General features: G+C 40.8%; 19 protein-coding genes. 10 read left to right on the top strand and 9 right to left on the bottom strand.

Going from position 1 to position 19,164, the window contains the following annotated elements:
* The 4 genes from ACLI08_RS09075 to ACLI08_RS09060 all read left to right on the top strand — a co-directional run bounded on the left by ACLI08_RS09075 (nucleotide 1) and on the right by ACLI08_RS09060 (nucleotide 2,978).
* Nucleotides 1–456 carry a beta-carotene hydroxylase gene (locus ACLI08_RS09075; protein WP_411428167.1) on the top strand — a complete coding sequence of 152 codons (456 nt, stop codon included), beginning with the start codon at nucleotides 1–3 and terminating at the stop codon, nucleotides 454–456.
* Nucleotides 457–677: 221 nt separating this feature from the next.
* Entirely contained in the window at nucleotides 678–1,001 is a 324-nt protein-coding gene (locus tag ACLI08_RS09070; RefSeq protein ID WP_411428166.1) for a hypothetical protein, read from the top strand.
* A gap of 80 nt (nucleotides 1,002–1,081) precedes the next feature.
* Nucleotides 1,082–1,516 carry a TolB family protein gene (locus tag ACLI08_RS09065; protein WP_411428165.1) on the top strand — a complete coding sequence of 145 codons (435 nt, stop codon included), beginning with the start codon at nucleotides 1,082–1,084 and terminating at the stop codon, nucleotides 1,514–1,516.
* A gap of 7 nt (nucleotides 1,517–1,523) precedes the next feature.
* A complete protein-coding gene (locus tag ACLI08_RS09060; RefSeq protein ID WP_411428164.1) occupies nucleotides 1,524–2,978 on the top strand; it encodes an N-acetylmuramoyl-L-alanine amidase in 1,455 nt (484 codons plus the stop codon).
* Between the two features lie 102 nt (nucleotides 2,979–3,080).
* Here the strand turns inward: ACLI08_RS09060 and ACLI08_RS09055 are convergent, their stop codons facing one another.
* From ACLI08_RS09055 to ACLI08_RS09045, 3 genes are all read right to left on the bottom strand, one after another.
* Entirely contained in the window at nucleotides 3,081–3,587 is a 507-nt protein-coding gene (locus ACLI08_RS09055) for an endonuclease V (RefSeq protein WP_411428163.1), read from the bottom strand.
* Nucleotides 3,588–3,600: 13 nt separating this feature from the next.
* Nucleotides 3,601–4,563, bottom strand: a complete 963-nt coding sequence (locus tag ACLI08_RS09050; protein WP_411428162.1) for an ion channel — start codon at nucleotides 4,561–4,563, stop codon at nucleotides 3,601–3,603.
* Between the two features lie 111 nt (nucleotides 4,564–4,674).
* Entirely contained in the window at nucleotides 4,675–5,058 is a 384-nt protein-coding gene (locus ACLI08_RS09045) for a hypothetical protein (protein WP_411428161.1), read from the bottom strand.
* A gap of 257 nt (nucleotides 5,059–5,315) precedes the next feature.
* On the opposite strand from ACLI08_RS09045, the gene ACLI08_RS09040 reads away from it, so the two are divergent.
* From ACLI08_RS09040 to ACLI08_RS09020, 5 genes are all read left to right on the top strand, one after another.
* Complete coding sequence (locus tag ACLI08_RS09040; RefSeq protein WP_411428160.1) at nucleotides 5,316–5,615, top strand: hypothetical protein; 300 nt, start codon at nucleotides 5,316–5,318, stop codon at nucleotides 5,613–5,615.
* Nucleotides 5,616–5,626: 11 nt separating this feature from the next.
* Nucleotides 5,627–6,703 carry a DNA topoisomerase IB gene (locus tag ACLI08_RS09035; RefSeq protein WP_411428159.1) on the top strand — a complete coding sequence of 359 codons (1,077 nt, stop codon included), beginning with the start codon at nucleotides 5,627–5,629 and terminating at the stop codon, nucleotides 6,701–6,703.
* 130 nt (nucleotides 6,704–6,833) lie between these two features.
* Entirely contained in the window at nucleotides 6,834–8,072 is a 1,239-nt protein-coding gene (locus ACLI08_RS09030; protein ID WP_411428158.1) for a T9SS type A sorting domain-containing protein, read from the top strand.
* Nucleotides 8,073–8,145: 73 nt separating this feature from the next.
* On the top strand, nucleotides 8,146–9,231 hold the full coding sequence (dnaX, locus tag ACLI08_RS09025) for a DNA polymerase III subunit gamma/tau (RefSeq protein ID WP_411428157.1): 1,086 nt from the start codon (nucleotides 8,146–8,148) through the stop codon (nucleotides 9,229–9,231).
* Between the two features lie 155 nt (nucleotides 9,232–9,386).
* Nucleotides 9,387–9,923 (top strand): DNA polymerase III subunit gamma/tau, encoded by a 537-nt coding sequence (locus tag ACLI08_RS09020; RefSeq protein WP_411428156.1) that lies wholly within the window; start codon nucleotides 9,387–9,389, stop codon nucleotides 9,921–9,923.
* 157 nt (nucleotides 9,924–10,080) lie between these two features.
* Here ACLI08_RS09020 and ACLI08_RS09015 read toward each other — a convergent pair whose 3' ends face one another.
* The 4 genes from ACLI08_RS09015 to aroB all read right to left on the bottom strand — a co-directional run bounded on the left by ACLI08_RS09015 (nucleotide 10,081) and on the right by aroB (nucleotide 14,341).
* Nucleotides 10,081–10,533, bottom strand: a complete 453-nt coding sequence (locus tag ACLI08_RS09015) for a DNA primase (RefSeq protein ID WP_411428155.1) — start codon at nucleotides 10,531–10,533, stop codon at nucleotides 10,081–10,083.
* Nucleotides 10,534–10,540: 7 nt separating this feature from the next.
* Nucleotides 10,541–11,512 carry a deoxyhypusine synthase family protein gene (locus tag ACLI08_RS09010; protein ID WP_411428154.1) on the bottom strand — a complete coding sequence of 324 codons (972 nt, stop codon included), beginning with the start codon at nucleotides 11,510–11,512 and terminating at the stop codon, nucleotides 10,541–10,543.
* Nucleotides 11,513–11,556: 44 nt separating this feature from the next.
* Nucleotides 11,557–12,972, bottom strand: a complete 1,416-nt coding sequence (locus ACLI08_RS09005; protein WP_411428153.1) for an arginine decarboxylase — start codon at nucleotides 12,970–12,972, stop codon at nucleotides 11,557–11,559.
* A gap of 301 nt (nucleotides 12,973–13,273) precedes the next feature.
* Nucleotides 13,274–14,341 (bottom strand): 3-dehydroquinate synthase, encoded by a 1,068-nt coding sequence (gene aroB / locus ACLI08_RS09000; protein ID WP_411428152.1) that lies wholly within the window; start codon nucleotides 14,339–14,341, stop codon nucleotides 13,274–13,276.
* A gap of 91 nt (nucleotides 14,342–14,432) precedes the next feature.
* Here aroB and ACLI08_RS08995 point away from each other — a divergent pair, with 91 nt between their 5' ends.
* Nucleotides 14,433–15,602: a proline dehydrogenase family protein gene (locus ACLI08_RS08995; protein ID WP_411428151.1), complete on the top strand. Its 1,170-nt coding sequence runs from the start codon at nucleotides 14,433–14,435 to the stop codon at nucleotides 15,600–15,602.
* 94 nt (nucleotides 15,603–15,696) lie between these two features.
* Here the strand turns inward: ACLI08_RS08995 and ACLI08_RS08990 are convergent, their stop codons facing one another.
* Complete coding sequence (locus ACLI08_RS08990; protein WP_411428150.1) at nucleotides 15,697–18,594, bottom strand: glycoside hydrolase family 3 N-terminal domain-containing protein; 2,898 nt, start codon at nucleotides 18,592–18,594, stop codon at nucleotides 15,697–15,699.
* Between the two features lie 79 nt (nucleotides 18,595–18,673).
* Nucleotides 18,674–19,159 (bottom strand): ABC transporter ATPase, encoded by a 486-nt coding sequence (locus ACLI08_RS08985; protein WP_411428149.1) that lies wholly within the window; start codon nucleotides 19,157–19,159, stop codon nucleotides 18,674–18,676.
* Nucleotides 19,160–19,164: the final 5 nt, after the last annotated feature.

Raw genomic sequence — 19,164 nt, 5'->3', positions numbered from 1 at the left:
ATGCCCATCTGGATACACATTATTGTTTTTTTACTCACCTTCTTCATGATGGAGTTTATGGCGTGGTTTACCCATAAATACGTTATGCACGGTTTTTTATGGGTATTACACGAAGACCACCACAAAAAAGACCACGACTCCTGGTTTGAACGAAACGATGCTTTTTTCATATTTTATGCCCTGGTAAGCATAGGATTCTTTTTACTTTGGCAAAATAACATCTTGCAAATAGGCCTTGCCATTGGCCTCGGAATATTTGCCTACGGTTTTACCTACTTTATGGTACATGATATTTTTATTCACCAGCGCTTTAAAATTTTCCGTAAGGCAGAAAGCCGGTACGGAAAAGCGGTAAGGCGTGCGCACAAAATGCACCACAAACATATTGGTAAAGAGCACGGCGAATGCTTCGGTATGTTGCTGTTTCCGTTTAAGTATTGGAAGGATGCTAAATAACATCTGATTTTAAATATAACAACAGGCTATCTTCGGATAGCCTGTTTTGGTTTTATAAAAGTCCAGTGGCAAACCTTTAAATATCATAAAGAATTGATAAATAAATATTTACAAATTATACTAGATTATATTTAAAATAATATTATTAATAATAAGTTATCAACAATTTTACAACTATAAGGGTCAGTTTTGTTAAATTAACCTAATTAACAACTGATTATATGAAAAAAATTACAATTTTCGCAGCATTGCTTCTCAGCATATCTGCGTTTTCACAAAAACTTACCGATTACGAGCGTATTGAGGTAGACGGAGAATTTACCAATCCATTATTCTCACCTACGGGCGAATATGTACTGCTTTCCGGTGAGCACCTTCAGGGTGTATATTTGTTAGAATTAAAATCCCGGGAGGTAAAACAAATTTCTAAAGCTCCGGGGAGCGGGTATGCCTATACCTGGGACAGTACGGGTAATTCATTCTACTTTAAAGAAAAACCGGAAAAAGGGTACTTTTCAGAATCGAAGGTTTATAATTATACGTAAGGGATAATTATAAAACTACGGTTGAAAACTTTAACCACAATTACTTACCAAGCTTTACCGGAAATAAAGATGGTATTGTTGTGTACACCAACCTTGCTACTTTAAAAATTGAAGCAAAAGACCTATCTTCTAAAAAAACCTGGACTATAACAAATGAGCCGGGCCAATATTACAATGCACTTTTATCTCACGACTGTAAAAAAGTAGCCGTACATAACGGCGCAGACATTTATATATACACTATTGATGGCAGTACACCAGGTAAAAAAATAGGTTCGGGTATTGCTACAGCATGGAGCGAAAACGACGACTACCTGATAGGATTTTTAGACGAAAGTGAAGACGGGCATACCGTAAGCAATAGCGAACTATATCTTTTTGATGTTGCTACAGGTAAACAAAAAAAATTATCTGACACAGAGGTCTTCTTTGAAATGTACCCTACTGTACATAAAAACCAGGTAATCTTTTCTGACGACAAAACCGGACGCCTATTTATTGCCAACCTAAAATAATTATCACATGAAAAAACTTAGCTTCATAATATTGCTGTTGTTTGCAGCACTATATAGTAATGCCCAAATTATAGTTTTAGATCCCGGACACGGTTACGGCGCCACTACAAGCGACAATCCGGACGGACGTACCGCGACGGAAATAGAAACAGCGCTCAGCGTAGGCCAAAAAACAAAAGACCTTATAAATGCTAACTGTAACTGGACTGTTTACCTTACACGTACCTCCAATCTTAACGGATGGATTTCGGTAAACCAGCGTGCCCAGATGAGTAACAACTGGAATGCCGACAGGCTGCTTAGTATACATTGTAACGCCGGTGGCGGCACAGGGACAGAAACGTTTTACTGTACTGCAGACGATACTGATACAGCACCTGATATTTCTTTTGCCCAAAAAATACAGGCCGACATGGTTTCTTATGGCTCATGGTCTAACAGGCGCTGTGTAGAAGACAACAGCTTTTTAGCCTACCACCTTGGTGTGCTGCGCTACTCATCGGCTACGGGTTGCCTTAACGAAATTGGGTTTGTAGACTACACCGCTGACGCCACTAAACTTAACAGCGACAGCTGGAGGAATAGCTTTGCCAATGCGTATTTCAATGCTTTTAAAAGCAACCTTAATCTTACCTGCAGTGCCACTACACCCGGCACTTTTACACTAACGGTAACTCCTGAATGCATAGGTACCGCAACACGAAACAGGCTAAACTGGACTACATCGGCAAATGCTACTTCTTATGACATTTATCGTAACGGAGCCTTATATGCAAGTGGTATAACGGGTACACAATATCTTAATACAAGTGTTACAGGCGGTACAACGTATACTTACTATGTAAAAGCGAGAAATGGCAGCGCAGGTACTAATAATGCTAATGGTACACTAACCGCTAACACTTTAGTTTGTAATGCTACTCCGGGGAGCTTTACACTTTCGGCAACGGCTACGTGCAGCGGATCGCAAAGTGCTATTAACTTAACCTGGACTACATCGGCTAATGCTACTTCTTATGACCTGTACAGAAACGGAAATCTGTATGCTACTGATTTAACCGGAAACTCGTTCCTTAACACCTATCTAATAAATGCAGGTAGTACCTATACATTTTATATGGTAGCCAAAAACGCAAATGGTACGCTAAATAACTCAAACGGTACCATATCGCGCACCGCTGTAAGTTGCGCGCGTCCTGGAGCAGGTATTAAAGGCGGCGATGATATTCTTATAAGCCCTAACCCTACAAGCGGGCTGTTTACCATACAACTACCTAACAATACAGAACAAATAACCTACCAGTTGTTTGACGTTACCGGTAAATTAGTACAGCAAAAAACGCTAAACACAATTGGCGAAAACACCGTAAATGTAGATATCAGCAACCTGTCACCGGGTACCTACCTGATTAACCTGCAAAACGGTTCAGAAACCATTTCTAAGAAAATCATCAAAAACTAAACCTGTATCTACATTACAAAAACAAAGGGCTGCCATACTTTTATGGCAGACTTTTGTATATATAAAACTTATATATTAAAGCAAAAACCTCTCAATTTAGCGCTATGAAGAACCATCTTTTGTAACCATATCAAGCGTTTTTAAAATGTCGGGGATACGATACGGCCCTTGCATGTTTCTTATTTTATCTGCTGCGAACAAAGTGTCTATACCTATAGCCGAAACATATAGCGGATTTTTACTTTCTCCCCTATGTACTTCTATTACGGTATCTTTATTGGTATGAAAACCCGTTTTTGCTATACCTATTACCGGTATGCGTTTGCCTAACAATTCAAAGGTTTTTCCGCCTAGCCCGTAACTCCCGTTATTATCAGTATAAATATGCCCGTCTACAATTACGGCATCCAGAAAATCGGTACCGGTCTTTTGTAAAAGGGCTTTAATGCATGGTAATTCCCTTTTATAAAATTCGCCCGGTATATACTCTGCCACATCATCTACAAACGCTATAATGGTTTGCCTTGGGGCAGCATCTTCCCATTCAAACAAAACGCCTACAGCTTTTGCCTGATTATCGTAGTAATACACGTCTATAGCTAATATCATAACTACTAAAAGGTTATGGAAGTTCTACTTTCCTGAAGTTGTTAATCTTGTCAAGGTAAAGTATGGTTTTACTTTGGTCATCGTTTTCGTCGTACATCATTTCAAACTTGGCACCATATACCACCTCGTCAAAAGTGTAACTGGTACTAATGGCAACTGTATTGCTGTACAAATCGTCAAACGCCTTTACATACAATATAAACTCCCCTTCTATCAGCCTGAAATCCTCTTCTGTAAAGCCATGCAATGGGCTGTTTTCGTCTATAGGGTGTACCAGCGTCCAGCTCAGCGACATAGAACTTATCTTGCTCATTTCCAGCGGAAGCTGGTAAAACTTATTTACAGGTATGCTGTTTTCCTCTACTACGATGCCCAATGTAACGCGTACTTCGGCATCGAGTAGATTGGTGTTTTTATGCGAAGCCACACGCATCATAATTGCCTTACCACCTTTATAAGGAGAAATCAACGCATTATGCGAAAATATAAGGTGCGCCTTAGGCCTGCTGAAACGCCCGTAGAACAAACCTGTAGCAATGGCAAAACTAAGTAAACCCGTAAGTGCCTCGGTTGCAGCCACGGCACTGGTTATAACACCGGTGGGGCTTATATGTCCATAACCTACCGTAGTAAACGTCTGTGCGCTAAAAAAGTAGGCTTTACCAAATTTTACCCATTCCGAACCTGTGGTTCCTATACCGTTTAGATTTTCTACCCCAATAGAATAGTAAAGCAGGGCGAAGATAAAATTGATTATGGTGTAAAACAGGAAAATTATACCCAAGAACTTCCAACCAGGCATATTAACCAAGGTATGGTACCAACTGATTCGCCCGAAAAATGAAAGGCCACGCTTTTCTATATTTGCCGAACCATCTTTATTAATAAACCGGCCACCGTAGCTGGACGCGCTGCTTCCAAAACCGGTTGTAGTACTGGACTGTGCATTGTTATTTATACTTTTAAAGATATTCATGGTGTTTACTTTTCAGGGAATAAAAGTAACTATTTTAACCATAAAAAAGAGGTTGCTTATTAAAGCCACCTCTACTTGTATTTCAATCGTTAAAATGGAATGCAGTATTTTTTACCTGTACTCCAAAATCTCAAAATCTTCGTACACTACTCCTACAGGTTCCATTTTTACCACCTGGAAATCAAATCCGGATGTAGCTACCGTAGGCAGGTAATTGTCCTCTAACATTTTAGACACTTCGGCAATGGCATCGTCTTCGCTTACAATAGTGTCGCTTTCTATAAGTAATACATTTTTAAAAGGCGATAGTTTATGAAGGTCAACATCGTCTATCAACGGGTCGTCTGCAAGCATTATTATTTTTATAGACCGTTTTTCTACTGCCTGGGTTAGTGCAGTTTTAAACGCGAAATTATTTTGGGGTAAGGCAATTTCACTGCCCCCCGGTATTAATAGTAAAGTGGTGTGTTTCTGTAGCATTTTCCTTTTCTTCATTTTGCGGCGAAATTACCGGTATACACGTCAACTTCAAAGCAGATTAACATTACTAAAACATCCCGAAAAGGTTATTATTTCGACACTCGCCACGTATCTAGCACATTAACGAAACAAGCGGTTTGAAACTTTAGGATATTGCCAATATTTCTTAAACAAAATCTTAACTAGCTGTTTAACATTATATTGGGCTAACTAAACTGTTGTAATCACTAATTTTAAACAACATAAGTAACTAACTTCAAAAAACTATTACCATGGACAGACAAATGTATCATTATGCTACGGTATCTAAAGCATTACAGGAACTGGCAGAAAAGGGTTACAGCACTGACTTTAACTTAGAAGAACAGCGCATTGTAGACCACAAAGATGATTTTACTATTGAACATATTTACCGCTACGAAGGCGAAAGCGATCCCGGAGATGAAGCTACCGTTTACGGACTTAAAGCTGTAAGTGGCGAAAAAGGCGTATACGTATCTACACCAGGTGCTTATAACGACCACAGTGCCGCAGCCATTTTAAACGATTTAAGCATTAAAGGGCGTAGCTAAACATTTTTCCTATGACCCGCCTGCAACAAAAACTAGAAAAAATAGGGCGCGACCCTAAAGTAACTGCCAAAGCCGTTGGTCTGCGTTATTCTTTAGATACCCATAAGGGCTATTTTAGAAAACGCCGGGGTATCGGCTTTTCTTACGCTGATGAAAATGGAAATACGGTTAAAGACAAAGAAGTGCTGTCGCGTATAAAAAAGTTGGTTATCCCACCGGCATGGAGTAACGTGTGGATTGCGGAAAAAGAAAATGCGCACCTACAGGTTACGGGTATAGATGCAAAAGGCAGGAAACAATACCGTTATCACCCAGAGTGGAACCGTATACGTAATCAAAGTAAATTCTTTAGGTTACGCCGGTTTGCACTGTCGCTGCCCGCTATACGTGAGCAGGTGGAGAAAGACCTTGCAAGACACGGACTTCCTTATGAAAAAGTGGTAGCCCTAGTAGTAAAGCTCATTGAGCTGACCAACATCCGTATAGGAAACGACGCTTATAAAAAACTTTACGGATCCTTCGGGCTTACTACGCTTAGAGACAAGCACGTTACGTTTAGCGGCAACACCGTTTGGTTTGAGTTTAAAGGTAAAAAAGGCGTCATGCATAAAATAAAACTCCAAAGCGCACGTATGGTACGCCTGGTAAAAAAATGCAGGGATATACCGGGTCAGGAACTTTTTCAGTATTATGATGATAATGGCTCGCACCACTGCATAGGCTCTGCAGATGTAAATGCTTATTTAAAAGAAATAACCGGAGAAGATTTTACTGCCAAAGATTTCAGGTCGTGGGCAGGTAGTGTAAATGCGCTGTGTGCTTTTCATGAAACCGGCAATTTTGAATCATTAACAGATTGCAGGAAAAAAATCGTAACCGTGTTAGATACCGTTGCTAAAAAACTAGGCAATACGCGTACCGTCTGCAAAAAATATTATGTACACCCCACTGTGGTAGCCGCTTACGAAAAAGGCACCATTTGGAACTACGCGGCACAGTCTGACACAGCATCCGAACACTTTACCGCGGAAGAAAACGCACTTGTAGAGCTACTTTTGCATGAAGATATAGCGCAGGTGGTTGCATAACGTACCGTTTAGACTAAAATATGACCCATACAACTCAAAACCCCTTATAAAATAAGGGGTTTTTGTGTTAAACTGAGTACTTTTATCCCGCACACCACTTAAAACGTTACACCACTTAAAACGTTACACCATGAAGAAACTTGCCGCAACCTTAATGCTGTTATATTCCATAAACTGTATTAGCCAGTATGCCGACCCCAACTATCCCATACCTGCATCGGGTTATGGTGCAGACGGTACACACGCTGTAGCTGTAGAAACATTTGATAACCCAAATTTCGCCGGGCATACTGTAAATATTTATCACCCAGCAGATATCAGTATACCTGTACCCACCATATTTTACAGTCACGCCTATGGTGGTACAGATCCAAACAATATTATAGGGATGCTGAATTTTGTAGCCAAAAAAGGTTACGCCATAGTATTTGTACCGTATCAAACCCTTGCAAGTACCAGTACACCCGAAAGATATGCTAATCTCATTGCAGGTTTCCGGAAAGCGGCGCAAGATTACCCTAACATTATAAGTACTGATAAAGTGGGATTTATGGGGCATTCATTCGGTGGAGGCGCATCGTTTGGCATAGCGCATGAACTCTTTACAACAGACGGCTGGGGAACAAACGGACGATTTATATACGCCCTTGCCGAATGGTATTCATACAATGCAGATAACAGTGTATTAAGCTCGTATCCGGATAATACTAAAGTATTGATTGAGGTTTTCGCTGATGATACTACGAATGACCACCGCATGGCCATAGACATTTTTAATAACCTAAACGTAGCTCCATCCGAAAAAGATTTTGTTATGGTACCATCCAGCACTGTAAATGGCTATAACTATCAGGCAGTACACAACTTACCTAATACATCTGCCGCGTTTGACGCTTTAGATTATTACGCTTATTATCGTTTTATAGATGCGCTTATCGACTACACATTTAATGGCGCTCCTGAAGGAAAAGATGTTGCACTTGGGCATGGAAGCGCTGCGCAGGTAACTATGCCGGGCGAAATGAATCCGCTGCAAAGTATGGCGGCTCCCTACCCTATTCATCCTCAAAGCTATTACAGCTTTCCTTGCAACTACCAGGACAACCCACGTGCAGATTACTGTACCGCTGCCGCTATAGATGATATTGCCGGCACAGAAGTAGTATTGTCTCCTAACCCCGTTAATGATGTATTGAATATCAGTACTACAGCACCTCAGTTAAACGTAAATGTGTATAACACCCTGGGGCAAAAGATAGCTACGCACACAACACAAGGGAGCTACACCAGTATATCAATGCAGGGTTTTGCCCAAGGCATTTACCTGGTGGAAGTTAACGGCAACACCCACAAAATACTACACAATTAAGCTGCCTTTTTGTGAATAAATCTGATTATAGGGCTAAGGTTTCTGAGAGAAAATAAAGTATCTTTGCAACCCTATGGAACAGTTTATAGTATCAGCACGTAAATACCGCCCACAAACCTTTAAAGATGTTGTGGGGCAGCAGGCTATTACTAATACACTACTTAATGCCATAGATAACAACCACTTAGCACAGGCACTTTTGTTTACAGGGCCTCGTGGTGTGGGTAAAACTACCTGTGCACGTATATTGGCACGCAAAATTAACCAGGAAGGCTACGATGACCCGAATGAAGATTTTGCGTTTAACGTGTTTGAGCTCGATGCGGCAAGTAACAACTCCGTTGACGATATACGAAACCTTATAGACCAGGTACGCATACCACCACAAACCGGTAAGTACAAGGTTTACATTATAGACGAGGTGCATATGCTTTCTCAGGCGGCGTTTAACGCGTTCCTTAAAACGCTTGAAGAGCCGCCAAGGCACGCCATATTTATATTAGCTACTACCGAAAAACACAAGATAATACCTACCATATTATCGCGATGCCAGATTTTCGACTTTAAGCGTATAACGGTTAGAGATGCAAAAGAACATCTTGCTGAAGTGGCGCGTAGCCAAGGAATCAGCTTTGAAGATGATGCCCTGCACATCATTGCCCAAAAAGCAGATGGCGCCATGCGCGATGCGCTGTCAATATTTGACAGGGTGGTAAGTTACTGCGGTACAAACCTTACAAGGCAGGCAGTTACAGAAAACCTTAATGTACTTGATTACGAATATTACATTAAAGTTACCGACCTGATACTGGAAAACCGCATACCCGACCTGCTACTGATTTATAACGAAATCCTGGCTAAAGGATTTGACGGGCACCACTTTATTGCAGGACTTGCCTCGCACTTCCGTGATCTTTTAGTATGCCAAAATCCGGCTACGTTAGCACTGCTTGAAGCGGGCGAAGTGGCACAAAATATGTACCGCGCGCAAAGCCAAAAGGCAAGCCAATCGTTTCTTTTACAAGGAATTGATATTGCTAACGAATGCGACCTGCGCTACAAGGCCAGCCAAAATCAGCGCCTTTTAGTAGAACTCTGCCTTATGCAACTTGCCTCCATCACCTTTGATGGAGAAAAAAAAAAGTTGACGGGTTTATAATCCCTGCACATTACTTTGAAAATTACAGCCCTTCTATAGCTGTACCACAACCTGTTGCTGAAATTTTACAGCAAACCAATTCCTATACACCATCTACACAAACAGTTAGCAAAACCGAAGAGACTACCGCAACATCAGTAGTGCAACCGCTCCCTGTGAAGGAACTTGAAGTAGAAAAATCTGAGGTAGTTGCTCCACCAAAACCGGAAGTAACCGATGATGGTTCGCCTAGGGTTAGTGCGTTGTCGCTATCGAGCATCTTAAAAAAAAGGCAGCTACAGGAAAGCCAGCAGTCGATCCAAAGGCATGCTGAGGAACTTCCGCGGCAGTCATTTACCGAAACCGACATGAAGCTGTTGTGGAATAAATTTGCCCAAAGGCTAAGCGATGGTGGTAAAAAAATCATGGCTACGTATATGCAAATTAATGACCCAATACTGGATGCAGATGGCGTAACCATACGGCTTGAACTTCCTAACGAGGGTAGTAAGGCACAATTTGACAACGAGAAATTGGAACTGGTAGGCTATCTGCGCGGAAAGCTGCACAACCATGACATAACGGTTCAAACTTTTGTAAATGAAGAGGTAGCGTCGCGCCATGCATTTACCCCGGAAGAGAAATTCGAAAAGCTAAAAGCATTAAATCCCGCAATTGAAACGCTGAGAAAATTATTTGACCTTGACGTTTAAGGCTATTTTTACTGTACTACTTTAATAAGAAAAATTACAAATAATACCATATAAAAAAGGGTAACCTCAGTTTGAGATTACCCTTTTTTATATGGTAGCTTAATAGGTGTTTGTTTGCCTAAATAGTAAGACAACAAACTTCTATTAAGACAGTACACTATTCTTCGTCGTCCTCGTCTTCGTCTTCGTCGCTGTAGTCACGATCATCATCATCATAGTCGTCATCGTCATCATCGTCGTCACCATCTTCATCATCATCGTCCTCATCAGTATCATTACCATCAGCATCTTTTACCTTTTTAGGAGATTTAGACTTCTTAGGTTCGTCCTCATCTTCATCCATCTCAAGGTCTTTTAATGCATCCAGGTCATCTGCCGGCTCGTCAATATCATCGTCATCAAAGTTCTCTATCCTGTCAGCAAGCTTAGTACTTACCTTTACCAGGTAAATAGTGTCTTCAGTCCTTACTTCTACGGCCTCTATAGTTTCGTTTTTGGCGTTTTTAAAACGGATGATATGAGAATCATCATACCCATCAGGAAACTTCTCTACCAGCAGGGTAAGGATTTCATTAGTAAGCTTAGCGTAATCAACAATAACTCTTTTCATAAGTCAATTATAAATCTAATAGGTACGCAAATATAAGAGGTGCCACGATAGTAGCATCACTTTCTATGATAAATTTAGGGGTATTTATATCAAGTTTTCCCCATGTGATTTTTTCGTTTGGCACCGCACCAGAGTACGAACCGTAGCTGGTTGTAGAATCAGAAATCTGGCAGAAATAGCTCCAGAAAGGTACATCGTGCATTTCCATATCCTGGTACAGCATAGGAACCACACAAATAGGGAAATCACCTGCTATACCACCACCTATCTGGAAGAAACCTACACCATTGTCGCTGTTTTTAGTATACCAGTCAGCAAGGAATGTCATGTATTCTATACCACTTTTCATGGTAGTAGCCTTAAGCTCTCCTTTTATTACATAAGAAGCAAAAATGTTACCCATGGTACTATCTTCCCAACCGGGTACTACTATAGGCAGGTTTTTTTCGGCAGCAGCGTACATCCAGCTGTCTTTAAGATCTATTTCATAGTATTCTTCAAGAACGCCGCTTAAAAGCATCTTGTACATAAACTCATGCGGAAAATAGCGCTCTCCTGCATCGTCTGCATCTTTCCATATTTTGTAAATATGCTTTTGTAAACGACGGAATGCTTCATGTTCCGGAATACAGGTATCTGTAACGCGGTTAAGACCACGCTCTAACAAATCCCACTCTTCCTGAGGTGTAAGATCACGATAGTTAGGCACCCTTTCGTAGTGGCTGTGGGCCACCAGGTTCATAATATCCTCCTCAAGGTTAGCGCCTGTACATGAAATGATTTGTACTTTATCTTTACGAATCATTTCGGCAAATATTTTACCCAATTCTGCTGTACTCATGGCACCTGCAAGTGTAACCATCATTTTGGCACCGTCTTGCAGTTGCTTTTCATAAGCTTTAGCCGCATCTACAAGTGCTGCAGAGTTAAAGTGCAGGTAGTACTTTTCGATGAACTGGCTTATTGGTCCTTTGTTCATTGCTGTTTTATTGTTTTAGTTTATATCAATCAATCCTAATTCCTCTACTTATCTGTGGCATCTACGTTGTAGCCCAGTATCCTAAGCACATCGTTAGCCTGCTGTTGCTCAGAAAACACCTCTGTAGCAAAGAACCCATTTTCATCCTTATCTATAAGTATATGTTTGGGCTGTGGTATAAGGCAGTGGTGAAGACCGCCATACCCACCTATGGTTTCCTGGTAAGCACCGGTATTAAAGAATCCTATATATAAAGGCTTATCTTTATTGTACTTAGGCAGGTATATGGCATTAAGGTTTTGCTCAGAGTTGTAATAATCATCGCTATCGCAGGTAAGCCCTCCAAGCAGCACACGCTCGTACTGGTCGTTCCAGCGGTTAATGGCAAGCATAATAAAACGCTTGTTTATAGCCCACGTATCCGGCAGGGTGGTTATAAAAGAAGAGTCAATCATATTCCACTTCTCCCTGTCATTTTGCTGTTTTTGGTAAAGCACTTTATAAATAGCGCCACCGCTTTCGCCTACGGTAAACGATCCGAACTCTGTAAAGATGTTAGGCACATCTACTTCTGCTTCCTCGCACGCGATTTTTATCTGGTTAATGATTTCATCAATCATATACTGGTAGTCGTACTCAAAAGCCAATGAATTCTTTATAGGGAAACCACCACCTATGTTAAGGCTGTCCAGCGAAGGACACTCTTTCTTAAGGCTAACGTATACCTTTAAACATTTGGCAAGCTCATTCCAGTAATACGAAGTGTCTCTTATACCTGTATTAATAAAGAAGTGAAGCATTTTTAGCTCCAGGTTTTTATTTTCCTGGATTTGTTTACGGTAAAAAGGTACAATATTCTTGTAGCCAATACCAAGCCTTGAAGTATAAAACTCAAACTTAGGCTCTTCCTCGCTGGCGATACGGATACCAATTTTAAACTTACCGTTTATCTGCTCCTGAAGCAAATCAAGTTCCTCAAAGTTATCTATGATAGGAATCGTACGGCTATGGCCTCCATTAATAAGCCTTGCTATGTTTGCTATGTATTGATCACGCTTAAAACCGTTACAAATTACGTAAGTATTACGATTTATTTTGCCGTTCTTAAGTAGGTTTTCCACTATATCTACGTCAAACGCGGCAGAAGTTTCTATATGAATCTTGTTTTTAAACGCCTCGTTCATTACAAACTCAAAATGCGAGCTCTTGGTACAGTAGCAGTAGTAATATTTACCTTCGTACTGGTTTTTTTCCATAGCATTACGGAACCAGTCTTTGGCTTTTCTTATATTTTGAGAAATTTGTGGCAGGTAGGTAAACTTCAGGGGGGTACCGTACTGCTCTACAAGCTTCATAAGATCTATGTTATGAAACTGCAGCTGGTTGTCCTTACTTAGCGTAAATTCTTCCTGCGGAAAATAAAAGGTTTGGTTGATAAGGTCGAAATATTTTGTGTTCATTATCAGTTTGTTTGTGTAGGGGGTGATTATAAATATAAGATTCCGATTCTTAGAGGATTACCCTATCTCAAACCCTGATGTTAGCGTACCTTATCTGCAGCTTTTCGCGGCTGCAAAGTATGTTATACAAAACTTCGGCAAACATTACGCTACTAACAGCAATTTTAGCCGGAACCACAGGGGCCGGAACCAAATTTTTGCTGTTGGCCCAAAAGGGCAAAAACGACGTAAGTTTTATTTTCATCCCGGCAAATGTAAAAAAATATAATACGTATTTAAAAACAAATGTCTTAAAAAAATGTTAGTTCTGATAGTCATCAAACGCTTTGATTATCAGATGATTTTCCACATTTTTATTAATAACTGCATTTCCTATTTTTTCAAGCAGGGTAAATTTCACCTCACCCGACTCATTTTTCTTATCATGTATAAGCAATGAAGTGATTACTTCTATGTCTTCTGCAGTAAAAACAACCGCAGGATAAAGGGCAGTGATTACCTCTTTTATTTCGCGATACTCTGTTTCGTTTAACAACGCCATTTCTTTAGATATATAAGACTCTAACACCATACCTATAGCTATGGCCTCGCCATGCAACAGGCTTTGCCTGGTCTCACTTTCTAAGAAATAAGACTCTATGGCGTGACCCAGGGTGTGCCCGAAGTTAAGTATCTTACGCAGTCCTTTTTCATTAGGGTCTTGTATTACTACCTCGTTTTTAATTTCAACAGAACGATGGATAAGCACTCCCAAATCATCTGTGGTAAGCGAATCAAGGCTTGTGAACTCATTCCAGTAGTTCCTGTCGGCTATCAGTCCATGTTTAAGCATTTCCGCTAAGCCAGAACGCATTTGTTCCAAGGGCAGCGTTTCTAAAAAAGTAGTATCTATAAGTACGGCTATCGGGTTGCTAATAATACCTATCTGGTTTTTCAGCACGCCCAGGTCTACCCCGGTCTTCCCCCCTACCGATGCGTCTACCATGGCCAGCAGCGTTGTAGGCACATTAATAAAATCCATACCGCGTTTAAACGTAAGCGACACAAAGCCACCCATATCTGTAAGAACGCCGCCACCTACATTAATCATAAGCGCTTTACGATCGGCACCAAGCTCTGTAAGCGCTTCCCATAGTTGTATGCAGGTTTGTATATTTTTGTTTTCCTCTCCCGGCTCTATCTCTAAAAGCTCAATGGGTATCTCTGTAGCCATATTGGCTAAAAAATGCGGAAGGCAGTTTGCGGCAGTATTCTCGTCCGATAAAATAAAGATGCGGCTGTACCTTCCGGCAACAAGCAACTGCTGCAGGTACGCATAACATTCTTCATTAAAATAAACATTGTAACCTGTGCCGGATATGTGCTGCATTTTATCTTTTTTATTGAATAGGCAAAATAACGTATTTTATATGATAAATTCTTAATCACTATGTATCTTTGCGGTAAATTTTTTAACCCAAATGGAAAAGATTTTCAACAACACAGCTGATGCTTTTGCCCTTAAGAGCGATACCGAACTGGAAAGGGCTTACTTTTTGTTTAAAATGATAGCATCGCAACCATTGGTTCGTATAGGTACCGCGGTAACTAACTTTGCACTTAAGGCACACCTGCCTGTAGAGGGCCTTATCCGCGCCACCGTATTTGACCACTTTTGTGGCGGAACTACCGAAGACGACTGCCTGCCTGTAGTAGATAAAATGTATACTAAAGGTGTATCGTCTGTACTGGACTATTCGGTTGAAGCGAAAGAAGAAGAAAGCGAATTTGACAAAGCACTGGATATCACACTAAAGGTTATAGAATTCTCTAAAACACGCCAGGCGATTCCGTTCGCGGTGTTTAAACCCACAGGCTTTGGCCGTTTTGACCTTTGGCAGAAACTGGGCGAAGGAAAAACCCTAACTGTAGAAGAGGCGACCGAATGGCAAAAGGTAACAAACCGCTTTGAAAGGGTATGTAAGGCAGCGCACGACGCTAACCTTCCCGTACTTGTAGACGCAGAAGAAAGTTGGATGCAGGATGCCGCAGACAACCTTGTGGGCGATATGATGGCAAAGTACAATAAGGAAAAAGCTATTGTGTTTAATACCTTGCAAATGTACCGCTGGGACAGGCTCGATTACCTGAAAAAACTGCACGAACGTGCTAAAAAAGAAGGTTTCCATATCGGGATGAAAGTGGTACGTGGCGCTTATATGGAAAAGGAAAACAAACGTGCGGAAGAACTTGGCTACATATCTCCTATATGTATAAGTAAAGAGGCAACCGACATAAATTATAATGAATGTATTGCCTACATGATTGATCATATTGATACTATGGCAATATTTGCAGGTACGCATAACGAGGACAGCTCTTACAAACTAATGAAATTAATGGCTAAAGCCGGACTGGAAAAAAGTGACAAGCGCGTTTGGTTCGGACAGCTCTATGGAATGAGCGATAACATTAGCTTTAACCTTGCCGCTAACGGGTACAATGTGGCAAAATATTTGCCGTTTGGCCCTGTGCGCGACGTAATGCCTTATCTTATACGCAGAGCGGAAGAAAACACTTCGGTAGCCGGGCAAACCAGCCGCGAGCTGAACCTGCTGAAAGCAGAACGTGAACGCCGCAAACTGGAATAACAAAAAACAGACCGCACCAAAATAAAAAACCGCCACATCTACTGATTTAGATGTGGCGGTTTTTTATTATTATAAAATCGCTATAAAATAAGTGCTACTTATCTATAATTGCATCCTGAATTACTTTCTGTATATCTTCTCTTATATTTCCTCTACTAAGTTTATTGTCTGCTGACTCAGGGTATGTGCGGTTACTTAAAAACACATATACAATACCTGTTTCAGGATCTGCCCAGGCCATTGTTCCTGTAAAACCTGTATGCCCAAAACTGCTTTTAGATACACATCCGCAGGTAGGACCCGATGCAGTTATCTGCGGTTTATCAAAGCCTAACCCACGTCGGTTACCCTCTGCACAGGCATAACATGTATTAAATGTATCAAATGTTTTGGCACTAAAATAATGCTTTCCTCCATAGTAACCCTTTTGCAGGTACATTTGCATAATCTTGGCTACATCAAGGCTATTACTAAATACACCGGCATGCCCTGCCACGCCACCCATCATGGCAGCCGCCATATCATGCACATAACCCTGTATTACCTGATAACGGAAGTAATTATCTATCTCCGTAGGGGGTATTACACTCTTATCAAATTTCTTCAGCGGATTATACGTAGCTGTTGTCGCACCAAGTGGCTTAAAGAAATTAGCATCGGCAACCACATCCAGCGTTTGGCCGGTTTGCTTTTCAATAAATTCTTTAAGCAGTATAAGGTTAAAGTCGCTGTACTTGTACTCTTTCTTAGGCAGTAACGGGCTTGCAGCAATCTTATCTATCATTATTTTTGGATAATCGGCACGCAGATATAAGCCTTCAGCTACTTGAACCGGGAATTCCGGCGATGCCACTCTACGATAATACAACGTATCAGGGTGTGCTAATGAATCCAGTGTTTCTTTATAAAAAGGTTGCCACGCCTGAAAACGCGACTGGTGCAGTAACATATCCTTTACGGTAATATTTTTTTTATCCGTTTGCTGAAATTCAGGTAACAAATGGCCCAACCTATCTTCCAGCTTCAAATGCCCGCGCTCATACTGCTGCATTACATTAGGCAGTGTGCCAAGTATCTTAGATAAAGACGCTACATCATATATATCGGTATTTTTTACCGGGGTTGTATTTTCGTATGTATGGTAGCCAAATGATTTTTGGTACACTACTTTACCTTGCCTTGCTACCAGCACCTGACATCCCGGAGTCATTCGCTCTGCAATAGCCCTTTTAGCAATAACGTCTATCTGTTTTAACTTCTCTGAACTTAAGCCCACATTTTCAGGGGTTGAAAAGCCAAGTCTTTCTAAAGACTTGGTTTGTAGACCATGGTTCACTTTAAAACCTCCGGCGCTAACAGGCATTTTACCTTTGCTGCCTATCGCCCCAAAAATAATTTCAGCAGCAACAGTTTGAGCAAAAATATTATTTTGGTGTGCCTGGATAACGGTCTTTATGTTTTTAAAACTCTTGATGCCGTTTAATGCATACGGTTTAGCAAACGAAGTAAAAATAACGCGCTTATTTTTGGCAATAGAATCCAGCCACTGAATATCTTTAGTAGAAAAATCGTGCTTTTTCCAGGCACCATCTGCCTTATGATAACCAACAATTACCGTTGTATACGCTTTTAAATCCTGCATTAATGAAGGCAGGCTGTCACGCTTTACTTCTGTTACCGCGGTATATTTTCTCAACTGATCCAGGTACTGAGACCCATCATCATCGCCCAGTTTTACGTAGGCTATGTTTTCTGTATCTAAATTGGCAACCGGAGCTGTATTTTCTTCATTTTTAAGAACAATAACTGCATCTTCATACAGTTTGTAATTTAAATCGTCATATTCCTGCGCATTTAAATCTGCATAAAGATTACGTAAATCCACAGGAGTTACTTTAGTAAGCCCTACCCGAAATTTATGTGCAAGTATTTTTTTAACAGAATACTCTAATCTATCGTCGGTTAGCACGCTGTCTGCGTACGCCTGTTTAAAACGCTCTACTGCCACAGGTACGTTCTCAGCAAATAGCAACACGTCATTCCCTGCAAGAAAGGCTTCAAGGTCAACGTCCCCAGGCTGCATGTATCCGCTAGCCCCTTTCATGTTAAGAGCATCTGTAAATATTAGTCCTTCAAAGCCCATTTTACCCTGCACAAGTCGGGTAATAGTATTATAAGACAGCGATGTAGGCAAGCCCGGCGTAGGCTCTAATGCAGGTACATTTAAGTGCGCTACCATTATACTTGCCAGCCCTTGCTTAAATATCCATTTATACGGAAACAGCTCAGTATTTTCAATACGTTCGTCGTCGAAGTTTAAAGCCGGTAAGCCGTAATGGGAGTCGGTAGCCGTATCTCCGTGGCCGGGGAAGTGCTTTCCTGTAGCGTAAATACCGCCTTCCTGAACACCTTTCATAAGAGCCACAGCCCTATTGGTTACGTTAAGTTTGTCTTCGCCAAACGAGCGGTTACCAATTATAGGATTAAGTGGGTTAATGTTAATATCTAAAACGGGAACAAAGTTAAACTGCACGCCCATTCGCTTGCACTGTTTAGCCATCTGAAGCCCCATTTTATGAATAAGATTCATATCCTGTACAGCGCCCAGCGTCATATTCCAGGGGTAACGGTAGGTAGAATCTAAGCGCATGGCAAACCCCCACTCTGCATCAATACCTATAAAGAGCGGTAGTTTACTCTCTTTTTGATAACGGTTTGTAAGCTTAGCCTGCCTGTAAGGGCCTCCCTGAAAAAAGATAATACCACCTATTTTGTAGTCCTTAATAAGCTTATCTACACCTTTTATGTGCGTAGAATCTTTGTTTGAATAAGCTGCAACCATAAATAGCTGGCCCACACGTTCTTCAAACGACATACTGTTGTAAACACTATCGGTCCATTTCTTTTCCGCATCTGATTTAAAGGTAAGCGGTTTATGCTGGGCAAATAATCCCTGAACAGCAAACAACGTGATTAAGAAGAAAAATCTCATTAATAATTGTGTATATATTTAAACAGCAAATCATCACTACTTACATAGTGATGATTTGCTATAAACAAATGAATTTATTTTATTTAAAAAAACGGCTATGCCAGCTTTCTGCTGCGGGAACCTCCCAGTAGTCGTTAAACTCTCCTAAGGTGTTTACAAGATTATTGAAAACGATGGTATTAGCAGAGACTGACTTTTCCTTTGCAAGCTTTTTAAACTCGATGAGCGGCTTATGGGAAAGAAACTCACCTTGTTTAAAGGTTACATTCATTTTATCTAAAAGATCTACCGCATACTTCTGCTCAAGCTGCTGTATAAAATGCACCGAAGCATCTATGCTGCAACCGGTAGCCGACTGGTTTTCCTGGTTTACCGCCAGGATAATAAACCTGTTGTATTTAATTGTATAAGAAGCTTCCAAGCCTGTACCATGTGCTGCCCAACTTTCTACAAAGTCTTTAACGGCTGCATCTATTGCGGCAACTTCTTCATCAGTAAACTTCCTGTTACTTTGATAAATCCAGATTTTAGATTCTTCAGGAAGTGTTTCAAACGGAACGTACATATATC

This window comes from Flavobacterium sp. RNTU_13 (assembly GCF_046614455.1).
Taxonomy (GTDB): domain Bacteria; phylum Bacteroidota; class Bacteroidia; order Flavobacteriales; family Flavobacteriaceae; genus Flavobacterium.
This window is presented reverse-complemented; position numbering and strand designations above follow the sequence as displayed.